Origin of the sequence: Tenacibaculum tangerinum (genome assembly GCF_029853675.1) — a bacterium.
In the GTDB taxonomy this organism is placed as follows: domain Bacteria; phylum Bacteroidota; class Bacteroidia; order Flavobacteriales; family Flavobacteriaceae; genus Polaribacter; species Polaribacter tangerinum_A.
In genome coordinates this window covers 813,714-828,348 of sequence record NZ_CP122539.1, presented here as the reverse complement: position 1 = coordinate 828,348, position 14,635 = coordinate 813,714, and the positions used below count along the sequence as shown (strand labels likewise).

Below are 14,635 nucleotides of genomic sequence, written 5' to 3'. Positions count from 1 at the left end.
TATTAATAATGAAAAGTGATCTACACCACATACACATTCTTAGTTATACCACCATAAGCGGTACACAATTCGATACCATTCCGTTAAGCTATCAAGTTTTCGGAAAAGCATTGGGTACCGCTCCTGTGGTGCTAATAAACCATGCACTCACTGGAAATAGTAATGTTGCAGGAAATGAGGGGTGGTGGCAAGATGTAATAGGGAAAAATAAGGTTATAGACACGAATGAATACACCATTTTGTGCTTTAACATACCAGGAAATGGGTATGACAATTTTTTAATTGATGATTATAAAAATTTGGTAGCACGTGATATTGCCAACATCTTTTTACAAGGATTACAACAGTTACAAATTGAAAAGCTATTTGCCTTAATTGGTGGGTCTTTAGGAGGAGGAATTGCTTGGGAAATGGCGGTATTGAATCCGAAGATTACAGCGCACTTAATACCCATTGCGACCGACTGGAAATCGACTGATTGGTTAATAGCCAATTGCCAAATACAAGAGCAATTTTTAACCAATTCTAGCAATCCTGTACACGATGCCCGTATGCATGCCATGCTGTGTTATCGAACGCCAGAGTCGTTTAAAAAACGTTTTCAACGCTCTAAGAATGAAAAATCTCAGCTTTTTAATGTAGAAAGTTGGTTGTTACATCACGGAAAAAAGCTACAAGAACGCTATCAATTGGCTTCTTACAAATTAATGAATCAGTTATTAAAAACAATTGATGTGACCAAAGGAAGAGCAAGATTGGATGTGTTAGAAACCATTGAAGCAGATATTCATATTGTTGGGGTAGATTCTGATTTGTTTTTTACTGCGGAAGAAAACAGAGCAACCTACAAACAACTGGCATTTGCCCATGCTAATGTTACCTATAACGAAATCAACTCTGACCATGGACATGATGCGTTCTTAATAGAGTACCCGCAATTAGAAAAAATTATTGAACCGATATTCAATCAAAAATCAACAAAAAAGAGGATGAAAATTTTAAAGTTTGGCGGAAAATCATTGTCGAATGAAGGGATACATCATGTAATAAGCATTATAGAGCAAAAAATTAACGAAGGAGAGCATATAGCCGTAGTTGTTTCAGCAAGAGGCAACGCTACCGATGAGTTGGAAGATATTTTACAAAGAGCATCTAAGAATGAGACGTTTAAAGAACAATTGGAAACATTTCGATTCGAGCAAACAAAATTAACTCCGTTCGTAGATTTCACGACTGAATTTAACACCTTAAAAAAGTTGTTTGAAGGAGTTCGTTTGTTAGGAGATTATAATCAAAAAATAAAGGATGAAGTACTTGCTCAAGGGGAGTTACTGTCCATAAAAACAGTTACCGACTTATTACAACAAAAAGGAATCAATGCGAATGCTACCGATGCCAGGCTTTTGCTTAAAACGGATGAGAGTGCAGGAAACGGACAATCAATCGTTGAGGTATCTAAAGAAAACGTGCTGAATTACTTTAAGCAACACAACGGAACAACGGTGAATGTAGTGGCAGGATTTATAGCCTCGAATCTAAAAAATGAAACCACTACCTTAGGAAGAAACGGAAGCAATTATACAGCTTCTTTATTGGCAAACTATTTAGATGCCGAAGAGTTACAAAACTACACGCATGTCGATGGTATTTTCACTGCTAATCCTGATTTAGTTGCTGATGCCAAAAAAATTGAACAATTATCATTCTCTGAAGCCAATGAGTTGGCAAACTTCGGAGCCACTATTTTACATGCCAAAACCATCATTCCGTTACTAGAGAAGAACATCAATCTACGAATTTTAAACACCTTCAATCCCAGTGATAAAGGAACGTTAATTACCGCAAAATCAACCTCGAAAGGAATTAAGTCTTTATCGGTATTAGACAAGGTTGCTTTAATCAATTTTGAAGGAAGAGGGCTGTTAGGAAAAGTAGGGGTAGATGCCCGTATTTTTAAAGCGTTGAGTAATCACGGAATTAGTGTAAGTATCATTTCACAAGGTTCTTCTGAAAGAGGTATTGGTTTAGTAGTCGATAAAAGTAATGCAACAGCGGCCGTAAAAGCCTTAGAACAGGAGTTCGAGAATGATTTACAAACAAAGGATGTAAACCAGATTTCCATACAAGAAGAGGTAGCAGTAATATCAATTATTGGGCAAGATTTAAGTGAATTTCATCACCCATACAACGCATTGATTAAAAACCAAATAGTACCGTTGCTATTTAACAATACAATTACAGGTAAAAATGTAAGTTTGGTGGTTAAAAAAGAGCAACTCAACAAGGCGTTGAATGTAATTCACGGTCAAGTATTCGGAGTTGCTAAAAAGATAAATATTGCTGTTTTTGGAAAAGGTTTGGTAGGGGGCACCTTGATAGCACAGATTATAGAAAACACGAAATCAATTTTAGAAAGGCGGAAAATTCAACTGAATATTTTTGCGATTGCCAACTCTAAAAAAGTATTGTTAGCTAAAAACGGAGTCGGTGCAAATTGGTCAGAAGAATTGGAGAAAGTACCAGAAGAGAAACACATAGTCAACCGTGTAATCGACTATGCAAAAGAACATCATTTAGAAAATGTAATAGCGGTAGACAATACAGCCAGTGCAGATTTTATAGAAAATTATATTCCGTTAGTCAATGCTGGGTTCGATTTGGTTTCGTCTAATAAAATAGCGAATACCGTTTCGTATGATTTTTATAAAAAATTACGAAAAACCCTAGATAAAAATAAAAAGAGCTACTTGTACGAAACCAATGTAGGGGCAGGGTTGCCCTTGATCGATACCATTAAATTATTACACGATTCAGGAGAGAACATTACAAGAATACGGGGGGTATTCTCAGGGTCATTAAGTTATTTGTTCAATAAATTTTCTGCGGAAGACGTGCCGTTTTCAACGGTGTTGCAAGAGGCTATTGACAAAGGGTTTACAGAACCAGACCCACGTGAGGATTTATGTGGAAATGATGTAGCTAGAAAACTGTTGATTTTAGCTCGTGAGCTCGATTTAGAAAATGAGTTTGAAGATATTCAAATAGAAAACCTAATTCCAGAAGCATTTAGAGAGATTTCTTCAAAAGAGTTTTTAGCAAATCTAGAAAAGTTAAATGCAACATTTCAGCAACAAAAAGAGGCACAGGAAGAAAATCACGTATTGCGATACATTGGTGATTTGCATGGAGACTTGCAGCAATCGAAAGGAGAATTGGATGTAAAACTCGTTTCAGTACCCATAAACTCTCCTTTAGGAAGTTTAAAAGGCTCGGATGCTATTTTTGAGATTTATACAGAATCGTACGGAGAACAACCGATTGTTATTCAAGGAGCAGGAGCAGGGCAAAAAGTAACTGCTAGAGGTGTTTTTGGAGATATTTTACGATTAGCGAAGAATAGTAGTTAATAGCCAAGAGCCAAAGAACCAAGAGAAGAGAGAAGAGAGAGTTAAGATTAAAAAGAAAACAATGTATATCATTGAATTTTTCAATCTTTGAATTTTTAAATAAACTACATGAAACAACATTTCGAAACCCAAGCCATACGAACGCAAACAGAACGTTCACAGTTTTCAGAACATTCAACCCCTTTATACCTAACTTCAAGTTTTGTATTTGATGATGCCGAAGATATGCGGGCATCGTTTGCCGAAGAAAAGCAGAGAAATCTATACAGTAGGTTTTCAAATCCGAATACCACAGAATTTGTCAATAAAATAGTGGTAATGGAAGGAGCAGAAGCAGGGTATGCTTTTGCCACAGGTATGGCAGCGGTGTTTTCAACTTTTGGCGCTTTGCTAAATGCAGGCGATCATATTGTGTCGTGTCGCTCCGTTTTTGGGTCTACCCACAGCTTATTTACAAAATATTTGCCTAAGTGGAATATCGAGACAAGCTATTTTAAAATTACCGAAGTAGACAAAATTGAAAGCCTGATTCAACCCAATACTAAAATATTGTATGCAGAAACACCAACCAATCCAGCAGTTGATATTTTAGATTTAGAGTTGTTAGGAAACATTGCAAAGAAGCACAATTTACTACTGGTAATCGATAATTGCTTTGCAACCCCTTATTTGCAAAACCCAATTAAGTTTGGAGCAGATTTAGTCATTCATTCGGCAACCAAATTGATAGACGGTCAAGGTCGCGTTTTAGGAGGGATAACCGTTGGTAAAGAGGAGTTGATTCAAGAAATTTATCTGTTTTCTAGAAATACAGGTCCTGCCATGTCACCATTCAATGCCTGGGTATTGTCGAAGAGCCTAGAAACCTTAGCTATACGAGTAGAAAAACATTGTGAAAATGCTTTGAAGGTTGCACAGTTTTTAGAAGAGCATCCAAAAGTAAACTTGGTAAAGTATCCGTTTTTAACATCGCATCCACAGTATGAAATCGCCAAAAAACAAATGCGATTGGGAGGAAATATTGTAGTTTTTGAAATAAAAGGGGGTATTGAAGCAGGACGTAGGTTTTTAGATAGCATAAAAATGTGTTCCTTATCCGCAAACTTAGGAGATACCCGAACCATTGTAACTCATCCTGCCTCAACTACACATAGTAAGTTAAGTGAAGCTGATAGACTAGAGGTAGGAATTACCGATGGATTGGTACGTTGCTCTGTAGGTTTAGAAAACGTACAGGATATTTTGAACGATTTACAGCAGGCATTAAACAACTGTCTGCCAGATTAAATCTTGTTCACGTACAATCACAAAAAAAAGAAGCTGACTTTATCAGCCAGCTCCTCTTTTACCTATTATCCTTTATAAAAAGGTAGCTTCACTACCTTTGCAGGAAGTTGTTTTTTACGAACTTGGATAAAAATAGTACTACCAACTTTTGAGTTTTCAATAGTAACATATCCCAATCCTATTCCTTTTCCTAACGACGGACTCATGGTACCAGAGGTAACACGTCCAATTTGATTTCCATCTGCATCAACAATTTCATAATCATGGCGAGGTACACCACGCTCTGTTAGCTCAAAAGCAACCAGTTTACGGCTAACTCCTTCTTCTTTTTGCTTCTTTAAAGCTTCAGCATTTACAAAATCTTTGGTAAACTTGGTAATCCACCCTAAACCAGCTTCTATAGGAGAGGTGGTATCGTCAATATCGTTACCATATAAACAATAGCCCATTTCTAAGCGTAAAGTATCACGAGCAGCCAATCCGATAGGTTTAATTCCCCAAGGGGCACCCGCTTCAAAAACCTTGTTCCAAAGTTGCTCAACATCTTCATTCTTTACATACACCTCAAATCCGCCAGAACCAGTATATCCAGTAGCAGAAACTACTACATTCGGAATTCCAGCAAAATCAGTAATCTCAAACGTATAAAATTTAATATTCGATAAATCTACCGAAGTTAACGATTGCATGGCTTCGGCAGCTTTCGGACCTTGAATGGCTAATAGCGACCAGTTTTCAGAACGATTTTCCATGGTAACACCTAAATCGTTGTGCTGAGAAATCCAATTCCAATCTTTTTCAATATTAGAAGCATTTACCACTAACATATACTCATTTTCAGCAATCATGTAAATAATTAAATCATCTACAATTCCGCCATCTGCATTGGGCATACAGCTATATTGCGCTTTTCCAGGAACCAATTTAGAGGCATCGTTAGAGGAAATTTTCTGAATCAAAGCCAAGGCATTTTCCCCTTTTAAAAAGAATTCTCCCATGTGACTTACATCAAAAACGCCCACACCATTTCTTACGGTTTCGTGTTCGGTGTTTACCCCCTCATATTGTACAGGCATATTATAGCCTGCAAAAGGAACCATTTTTGCCCCCAAAGCCTCGTGTATATGCGATAAAGCTGTATTTTTCATACTTATTGTATTGTTTGTTTTAAAAGTGTTGCTAAAGTATTGAAAAATTAGGAAACAAAATGAGCGAATCTGTGTAATATTATGTGCAGATATAACCTAAATGTTTGTTAATATTTTCGTAGTTCTAGAAGAGAATATTACATTTGAAAGTAACAAAAATAACTACCTATGTTTAAAAAAATATTTTTCTACTTTTTCATACTAACTATTTCGATAACTGTAGCACAAACGCCTACTGATTATTTATCGGCTGATTTTCACAAGGAAAGAAGAGCTATTTTAAGAGGAAAAATGACTAAAAATTCAATGGCGGTTATTTTTTCAAATCCTATTCGAAATAGAGCGAACGATGTAGATTACGTGTTTCATCAAGACCCTAATTTTTATTATTTAACAGGATTTAGAGAACCTAATGCAGTGTTGGTTGTTTTTTCTGAAAACCAAACAGATGCAAACGGGAATACTTACAATGAAATACTCTACGTACCTAAAAGAGACGCACGATTTGAAATGTGGAACGGAAAGCGACTAGGAGTAGAGGGAGCGAAAAGCGCATTAGGATTTACGATGGCTAAAACCTCAGAAGAGTTTGCTACCGATGCCATTGATTTTAAAAGTTTTGAGAACGTTTACATATTTAAATTTAGTGATGACTACAGGAATTCTTTAGGAGATAACGGAGAAGTTTATGATTTGGTAACAGCGTTTAAAGACCAGTCTGAATATCATAAAATAAAGATTGAACATCCGAATGTTGAGTACATTCATAAAGCCATCGCCAATGTACCAGATGCAAAATTAGAAGAGATAGCGAAGGGGCTCTCTAAAAATATAGATAAGTATCCAGAACTTAAAGAAGATACCTTTATCAAAGCATATATCTCTGCAGATACCGATGCACTGAGAAAAGAATTGAAACAAAAAATTAAGTTAAATCTCAATAAAAGAGAAACAAACATCGATTTAAAGTTTTTACCCACTATTCTCGCCGAAATGCGCGAAGTAAAAACTCCAGAAGAATTAAAACTGCTTACCAAAGCCATTCGCATTTCAGCAGTCGGACAAATAGAAGTAATGAAAGCGATGAAACCGAATATGTCTGAAACCGAAATTCAAGGAATCCACGAGTTTGTATATAAAAAATATGGCGCTGAGTATGAAGGATATCCTTCCATTGTTGGCGCAGGTAACAATGGCTGTGTGCTGCATTACATCGAAAATAACAAAACCAAATTAGGAAATGACTTGGTTTTAATGGATTTAGGGGCAGAATACAGGGGCTATACGGCAGATGTTACTAGAACCATACCCGCCAATGGAAAATTTTCTCCAGAACAAAAGGCGATTTACGAGCTGGTATTAAAAGCGCAAGACGCAGGGATTCGTGTATGCAAACCAGGCAATCAGTTTTGGCAACCAGGAGAGCAAACCAAACAGGTAATTAATGAAGGTTTGGCAGCGTTAGGTATTATTAGCGCACCTTCAGAAAAGCATACCTATTTTCCGCATGGTACTTCGCATCATATCGGATTGGATGTGCATGACCCAGGAACCTATGGAGCATTTAGAGAGAACATGGTCATTACGGTAGAACCCGGCATTTATATTCCCGAAGGAAGTCCGTGTGATAAAAAATGGTGGGGCATTGCCGTTCGAATAGAGGATGATATTTTAATTACTAAAAACGGACCCGTAAACTTATCGGCAGAAGCACCAAGAACAGTAGAGAGTATTGAAAAAATGATGGCTAAAAAAAGTATTTTAAATGATTTTTTATTGCCTGATTTAGATTAAAAATCTACAAACGAAACAACCTTTAAACAACAAATACACTACTCAATCTAAAAAAAACTACATGAAATTTAACAGAGAAACAATTTTAAATGGTGTATTTGTTATCGTTATTGCTTTGTTATTGTACAAACCAACAAGAGCATATCTTATTCGATTGGTTTCGTTTTCACCGTCAGCAATTGCTGAAGAAAAAAGAGAACAGTTAAAAGAGTATAATTGGAATTTAAAAGGAGTAAACACAGCTACTATTGATTTCAATTCCTTAAAAGGAAAAGTGGTATTTGTCAACTTTTGGGCTACTTGGTGTCCGCCTTGCGTTGCCGAAATGCCAAGTATTCAAAAACTATACGACGATTACAAAGACAAGGTTGAATTTATATTTATAAGTAACGAAGATTGGGCAACAATTGAAGGTTTTTATAAAGACAAAGGCTACGATTTGCCAACCTATAACATTTTATCTAAAGTTCCCGATCAATTAGTAAGTAATTCAATACCGGCAACGTTTATTATTGATAAAAACGGGACTATTGTCGTAGATAAAAAAGGACCTGCCGATTGGAATAGTACGAAAATTAGAATTTTGTTAGACGAGTTGGTAACAAAATAAGAAAACCGAGTATTTTCGTTAAATACTCGGCTTTTTACATTAAAGAGATTTTTTTACGCGCAGCGGTAAACGGTAAACCTCTCCATTCTTTACATTTTTGGTGCTAATTTTTTTGTAGTTTAGGGTGTTTTTAATAAAAGTAGATAGTTCTTTGTTTTTTGAAGCAACATCAACAATCACAATTTCATTTTTATGATTGACCATAAAAGAGATTTCAGTAGCAAACTCTTGCAAAACTTTTACAGGAATGTTTCGTCCTATCAAAGTAGCCATTTCATTCGATAATGCTTTTTTTGTATTTGATGTTGGTAAAAAATCAGTAGCATTAGCAGAAAACGAGGTTAGCATGCTTATTCCAAGCACCGCTAAAAATAATTTTAAATTCTTCATAAATTAATATTTTATAGGTTGTTTATAAGACTCTTTGAGCGATGGAAGTGTTTCAGTATAAGGAGGTTTTATCAAAAGATTAACGTGTTTTAACACAGTTTAAGAAGTTTTTCTAGCGACAATAAGGGTGCTTTTAACATAAATTTTAGTAAACTTTTAGTTCTAGTCGTGCTGTAATCTTATTTCTTGGGAATTTAAGTAGCACTTTCTGTTTTTTGTGTATTGAAATTTATGTAGTTTTGATATTAGATGAAGAAAACTACTTTTTATAGAATTCCTTTTTTGTTGCTGCTGATTATTTCTTGTTCAAAACAACCTAAAGAACGAGTTTTAACAATAAAAGATGTGTTTCCTACGCAACACAATACAGATTCAACTTTCGTTTTTGATTTAGATACAGTTAAAAATTTTGAATCATTAACTTCGGTTTTTTGTGAGAATTATGATGACAGAAAAATTAAGTATTATATCAGAACGTCTAAAAATGATATTCCTTTCTATATAAATAGTATGATTCTTTGTGAAAAAGCTATTTGTGGGTTAATAAAATATAGAAATGTATTGTTTATTGATAATTATTCTGATAGTTTATTTTTTCATAATGACATAAGCTATAATTTTAACAAAAGTGATTTTAGAATAATGCTCGAAAAGCAATTTTGTAACTATAGTGCGAATCCAGAGTTTGCTGACAGTCCTGATAAAAGTTTGATTTTTTTAGGGTTCATAAGAGATCTCAAGAATTCAGAAATAGATTTGAAAAACAAATTAGATACCATTTCAATATCTTATTTCCACTTTCTTAAAAGCTTAGAAAAGAAAAACATAGATTCATTAAGAAAAGTATACCCTTTACAAATTAGATTAGATGAAATGATTGAAATCGTAGAAGACAGTGTGGATTATGTGCAACCACCAATACCAGATCCATTAGAAATAATAGAATAATGTCATACTTCATCGACGTCATACTGCCCATTCCATTGCAAAAAACGTTTACCTATTCGGTAACCGAAGCAGAAGCCTCTTTTTTAAAAAGAGGAATGCGTGTAGCGGTTTCTTTCGGAAAAAGTAAGCTATATACCGCATTGGTATTTAATATTCACCAAAAAGCACCCGAAGTATACGAAGCAAAAGACATACACCAAATTTTAGACGAACACCCTATTGTTAACGAACAACAATTACAACATTGGCAGTGGATTTCGAGTTATTATATGTGTTCGTTAGGGGATGTTTACAGAGCAGCCTTACCTTCAGCGTTTTTGTTAGAAAGTGAAACGATTATTTACAAGAATGAGGCGTTTACAGAAGAAACCTTGTTAGCCGATGAAGAATTCTTAATTTTTGAAGCTTTACAGCACCATTCGCAGTTAACGATTCATCAAGTTTCAGATATCTTAGGAAAGAAAACCGTGCTGCCTATTATTAATGGGTTGATTGAGAAAAGTGCGATTTACATCAAAGAAGAAATTTATGAAACGTACAAACCAAAGTTGGTAAAATATGTGCGGTTGCATAGCAATTACACCACCGATGAAGGTTTGCACACATTGCTAGACGAACTTTCGAGAGCTAAAAAACAACGAGAGGCTATTTTGACGTATTTTCAATTAGCTGCGGCTAAAAAGCCCATCAAGGCAAAAGAGTTAGAACAGAAATCGGGCACTTCTTCTGCAGTTTTAAAAGCATTGGTGGATAAAGATATTTTTGAATTCTATCAGATTCAAACCGACCGAATCAATTACCAAGGAGAAACGAATCAGATAAAAGAACTCAATGCCTTTCAACAAGAAGCGTTTACCCAACTGAAAAGCTCTTTTGAAACTCAGCAAGTAAGCTTATTACACGGTGTTACAGGTTCTGGGAAAACCGAGATTTATGTAAAACTGATAAAAGAAGTAATTGCTGAAGGAAAGCAAGTCTTGTTTTTATTACCAGAAATAGCCTTAACGACGCAAATCATTACACGTTTGCAAAATTATTTTGGCAATTTTGTTTCTGTTTTTCATTCTAAATATTCGATGAACGAACGGGTAGAGGTGTGGAATAACGTGTTGGAAAACAAACCCAAAGCGCAGATTCTTTTAGGTGCTCGTTCTGCTGTTTTCTTGCCTTTTTCTAATCTTGGGTTGATTGTAGTAGATGAAGAACACGAAACTTCGTACAAACAATTTGAACCGTCGCCTCGTTACAACGCCCGTGATGCTGCGGTAGTTTTAGGGCATTTACACCAAGCAAAGGTACTGTTGGGTTCTGCCACTCCTTCTATAGAAAGCTATTTTAATGCACAACAAAATAAATACGGATTTGTAGAGTTAACCCGTCGTTTCGGAAACATTCAATTGCCTAAAATCGAATTGATCGACCTTAAAGAAAAGCATCGAAAAAAGGAAATGAAAGGGCATTTTTCCGACCGCTTGCTACAAATGATTACCGAAGCGCTGGACGAAAAAGAACAGGTAATTTTGTTTCAAAACAGACGCGGATATTCTCCTGTAGTAGAGTGTACCACTTGTGGCGTGTCTCCGCATTGCCCGAATTGCGATGTAAGTTTAACCTATCACAAATTGCGCAGAGAGTTAAAATGTCACTATTGTCATTACCAACGTGCGATGCCGAGTAGTTGTGGCGCTTGCGGAAGTACGACCTTAGACACCAAGGGTTTTGGAACGGAACAAATTGAATTAGAGCTCAAAGAACTCTTTCCGAATCATGCCATTGGGCGAATGGATTTAGATACTACCCGAGGTAAATATGGCTATCAAAAAATCATTGGTGCTTTTGAAGCCCAAGAGATTGATATTTTGGTAGGAACACAAATGCTTTCTAAAGGATTGGATTTTGACAATGTGTCGTTGGTAGGTATTATGAGTGCCGACGCGATGCTCAACTTCCCCGATTTTAGAGCGCACGAACGTGCTTTTCAGTTAATGGTGCAGGTATCGGGTAGGGCAGGACGTACCAAAAAACAAGGGAATGTAGCCATACAAACCTACAATCCGTACCATCAAATTTTACAGCAGGTGTCTACAAATAACTACATCGAAATGTATCAAGAACAGCTACAAGACCGATGGCAATTTCAGTATCCGCCCTACTATCGTTTGATAAAAATCACCCTAAAACACAAAGATTATACACGTGTTGAGAACGGCATCAACTGGTTGGCAAAAGCCTTGCAAAATGTATTTCACGACAATGTACTAGGACCTTCGGCACCTGCGGTTGCTCGTATTCGAAATCAGTATATTAAAAATTTGGTGATTAAAATACCACCCAAACAATCCTTAGGAAAAACCAAAGAGCAACTACAAAAAATTAAAAATACCTTTGAAGCAGTCAAAGATTTTAGACCCATCCGTTTTATTATTGATGTGGATGCTTATTAGGGCTTTGTTTTTCATAATCTTTAATAGCTTTATTTATTTCACTTTTCAAATTATTAAGAGGAATTTTTTGTAGATTAACTTTTCTTAGCTCTCTTTTCTTTCTTCCTAATTGGTAAAAGAATAATTCATTATTTTCTTCTCTCAATATGGCGTATGAGTTTAAATCAAACAAGATTATTTTAAAATCATTAATATTGAAAGTTTCATATTTACTTACTCTCCAATCATTAGCTTTTAGTTTCGCTTTGTTTAGGAAGTATTTTCTAGAGAAGAATACAGTGTCTATATAGGTAGAATCTTTATATCTATACTTTAATTTGTAAAGCTTATCGTATAATTTTACAATTCTTTTTTGTTTTAAATAATCTGGTATTTTTTTATATGTAGAGGTTTCGTAGTATGGGAAATTATCAAAAACGATGCTATCTCCGTCGATTTGCTTAATAGATATAGTATTTCGATAGTTCAGGGTATCAGTATTAAATAAAAAAATAATTTTACCAAAACTAATGGTAGTTTGGTCTATTATATTATTACCAAAAGAACTAGGGTAGTATTCACTTCTTTCAAAAAAGCTGAAATCAATAATAGACACTCCTTCGGTCCGTTTTTCAGATGATTTTACCCATGTACCATTAATTCTGTAGTTACTATATGAAAAATATAATGTAAAGCAGATAGTTAAAAGCATCAAAGCTTTTCTGAATTTTAACTTCATGGTTTAAAAATCCCGAATATCCACAATCTCCCCATTTTGTAGTTTGTTTTGGGTATGGATGTTAAAAATGGTTTTTGCAACATATTCTATAGAGCTGGTTCGTCGCTTTTAAAGCGATAATTTTTTTAATTTATTCATTAAAACCTTAACAAATTGACCTTCCTGTTCTTTTTTCAAATATAGAAAAAATCTTCCCCAGCCATTGTCTAAATTCAAAATCCATGTAAACTTCCCATTTTTTTGGGAAGCCTATATACGTTATTTTGTGACGTTATTTTTCTTTTGTTTCCAATTCCAGCCATCGTTCATACGAGATTATTCCATTTTCTGGCTTTCCTTTTCCGTCTAATACCGAAATAAATTCTAAATGATGTCCGTCTGGGTCGTCAAAATAAATTGCAATTGCAGGCACCCAAGCAAATACCATTGGTTGGTCAGTTCCGTCATTCAAAAAGTTAAATGGATTTAGTCCGTGTTCTTTTAAAAATGCTGTCGCTTCATTAATTATAAAATTTTTATCACACTTAAACGCAAAATGTCTTCTGTCAATTTCAGATTTAGGCTTTTCCCAAAGGCCTAACATTGATTCCTTTGGTTCGCCAATCCAAAAAAAGGCTGCTCGCCTTTCTTCTTCAAAATAGCATTGTTCAAGGCCTAAAATATTTTTATAAAATTCAATCGAAAGCTCAAGATTTGCAACAAATAAATGGGTTTCATATAGTCCTGTAATCATTGTTTTTTTTCGTTTGTTTCTAATTGTGAGTAATGTCTTCGAGCTAAAAGCAGTGCGGCGTCTTAATTCTTGTTATTTGATGAAAGCACGAAAAATTGAATATAAAAGTAGCTTTCTAAAAAACTAAAAAGAGCATTGTTTATAGCTCGTATTGTGCTCATTTATATATATTAAAATAATGTTTTTATTCTTTATATTCTAAAATATCACTTGGCTGGCAATTCAATTCCTTACAAATAGCAGAAAGTGTTGTAAATCTAATTGCTTTTGCTTTTCCTGATTTCAAAATAGATAAGTTCGCCTGTGTAATTCCAATTGCCTCAGCAAGTTCTTTGCTTTTTACTTTACGTTTTGCAAGCATTATATCTAAATTTACGATTATGGCCATAATTAAATAGTTAAATCGTTTTCCTTCTTCAGTTCCAAAGCTCTGTCAAATAATTTGCTTGTAAGCATTAAGAATAAGCCCATAACAATAAAGAAAAGATAAATAAATGTCTTATCGCTTACTCCTATTGAAAATTCATTTTTGAAATAAATAGAACTAAGCCCATCGAAAAGACACCAAAATACTCCTGATAAAATAAAGGATTTACCAGCTAAACTACAATTCTTACCCAATTCTAAATCGTAAAAAGTACCATTTAAAAATAACTTTGATACCTTTCTCAGCTTGAAAAGGCCATAAACAAATACCCCATAAACTATTAAGTTCAATGTCATAAATAGATAAACTACCCAATCTAATTCCGGAAAAGATACTTCACTTTTAAACATGCTATCTGGAATAGTCCCAAATGCTGATAAGATTGTTAGCATCAATCCAAATGAAATTGCTATTATAATTAAAAAAATAAAAGCATTTAGTGTCGAGAATAAGGTTTTAGGTGTGTCCATAAATCAAAATAGTTATTATTTACAATAAATATAAAAAAATTATTGAAAAACAATAAATTTTTATTTTAAAATGATAAAAATAAATTGATATTGATTTTAATTGAGCACAACGTCTCGGCTATGGTTAGTATGGAAATTAAACGTGGAACAACTACTTTTGTTGGTAGAGATTAAATAGAGATTTTTGCATAAACTAAACATTATGTCTAGAGTTGGATTTGATAAAGAATTTAAAACCGCAATTGTCAGTTTGTTGAAT

At 34.6% G+C, this 14,635-nt stretch carries 12 protein-coding genes; 6 read left to right on the top strand and 6 right to left on the bottom strand.

Annotation, left to right across the window (positions count from 1 at the left end; translation table 11 throughout):
• Positions 1-8 precede the first annotated feature (8 nt).
• Positions 9-3,407, top strand: coding sequence for a bifunctional aspartate kinase/homoserine dehydrogenase I (gene thrA, locus P8625_RS03495; RefSeq protein WP_279652112.1), 3,399 nt, complete (start codon positions 9-11; stop codon positions 3,405-3,407).
• A gap of 108 nt (positions 3,408-3,515) precedes the next feature.
• Positions 3,516-4,694 carry an O-succinylhomoserine sulfhydrylase gene (locus tag P8625_RS03490; protein ID WP_279652111.1) on the top strand — a complete coding sequence of 393 codons (1,179 nt, stop codon included), beginning with the start codon at positions 3,516-3,518 and terminating at the stop codon, positions 4,692-4,694.
• A 65-nt stretch (positions 4,695-4,759) separates the two neighbouring features.
• On the opposite strand, the gene gcvT is transcribed toward P8625_RS03490, so the two are convergent.
• The gene (gene gcvT / locus P8625_RS03485; protein ID WP_279652110.1) at positions 4,760-5,842 is read right to left on the bottom strand and encodes a glycine cleavage system aminomethyltransferase GcvT; all 1,083 of its coding nucleotides are present in this window, start codon (positions 5,840-5,842) and stop codon (positions 4,760-4,762) included.
• Positions 5,843-6,010: 168 nt separating this feature from the next.
• On the opposite strand from gcvT, the gene P8625_RS03480 reads away from it, so the two are divergent.
• Together P8625_RS03480 and P8625_RS03475 are read left to right on the top strand one after the other, a co-directional pair.
• Positions 6,011-7,636: an aminopeptidase P N-terminal domain-containing protein gene (locus P8625_RS03480; RefSeq protein ID WP_279652109.1), complete on the top strand. Its 1,626-nt coding sequence runs from the start codon at positions 6,011-6,013 to the stop codon at positions 7,634-7,636.
• A 61-nt stretch (positions 7,637-7,697) separates the two neighbouring features.
• Positions 7,698-8,246 carry a TlpA family protein disulfide reductase gene (locus P8625_RS03475; RefSeq protein WP_279652108.1) on the top strand — a complete coding sequence of 183 codons (549 nt, stop codon included), beginning with the start codon at positions 7,698-7,700 and terminating at the stop codon, positions 8,244-8,246.
• Between the two features lie 39 nt (positions 8,247-8,285).
• On the opposite strand, the gene P8625_RS03470 is transcribed toward P8625_RS03475, so the two are convergent.
• Positions 8,286-8,636: a hypothetical protein gene (locus tag P8625_RS03470; RefSeq protein ID WP_279652107.1), complete on the bottom strand. Its 351-nt coding sequence runs from the start codon at positions 8,634-8,636 to the stop codon at positions 8,286-8,288.
• Positions 8,637-8,885: 249 nt separating this feature from the next.
• Here P8625_RS03470 and P8625_RS03465 point away from each other — a divergent pair, with 249 nt between their 5' ends.
• Both P8625_RS03465 and priA read left to right on the top strand, forming a co-directional pair.
• Entirely contained in the window at positions 8,886-9,584 is a 699-nt protein-coding gene (locus tag P8625_RS03465; RefSeq protein ID WP_279652106.1) for a hypothetical protein, read from the top strand.
• Positions 9,584-12,028 (top strand): replication restart helicase PriA, encoded by a 2,445-nt coding sequence (gene priA / locus P8625_RS03460; RefSeq protein WP_279652105.1) that lies wholly within the window; start codon positions 9,584-9,586, stop codon positions 12,026-12,028. The genes P8625_RS03465 and priA overlap by 1 nt, the downstream gene beginning before the upstream one ends.
• Here the strand turns inward: priA and P8625_RS03455 are convergent.
• From P8625_RS03455 to P8625_RS03440, 4 genes are all read right to left on the bottom strand, one after another.
• Positions 12,006-12,746 (bottom strand): hypothetical protein, encoded by a 741-nt coding sequence (locus P8625_RS03455; protein ID WP_279652104.1) that lies wholly within the window; start codon positions 12,744-12,746, stop codon positions 12,006-12,008. The two genes, priA and P8625_RS03455, sit on opposite strands and share 23 nt — an antisense overlap.
• A gap of 271 nt (positions 12,747-13,017) precedes the next feature.
• On the bottom strand, positions 13,018-13,479 hold the full coding sequence (locus P8625_RS03450) for a VOC family protein (protein ID WP_279652103.1): 462 nt from the start codon (positions 13,477-13,479) through the stop codon (positions 13,018-13,020).
• Positions 13,480-13,663: 184 nt separating this feature from the next.
• The gene (locus P8625_RS03445) at positions 13,664-13,867 is read right to left on the bottom strand and encodes a helix-turn-helix domain-containing protein (RefSeq protein WP_279652102.1); all 204 of its coding nucleotides are present in this window, start codon (positions 13,865-13,867) and stop codon (positions 13,664-13,666) included.
• A 2-nt stretch (positions 13,868-13,869) separates the two neighbouring features.
• Positions 13,870-14,376, bottom strand: a complete 507-nt coding sequence (locus tag P8625_RS03440) for a DUF2975 domain-containing protein (protein ID WP_279652101.1) — start codon at positions 14,374-14,376, stop codon at positions 13,870-13,872.
• Positions 14,377-14,635: the final 259 nt, after the last annotated feature.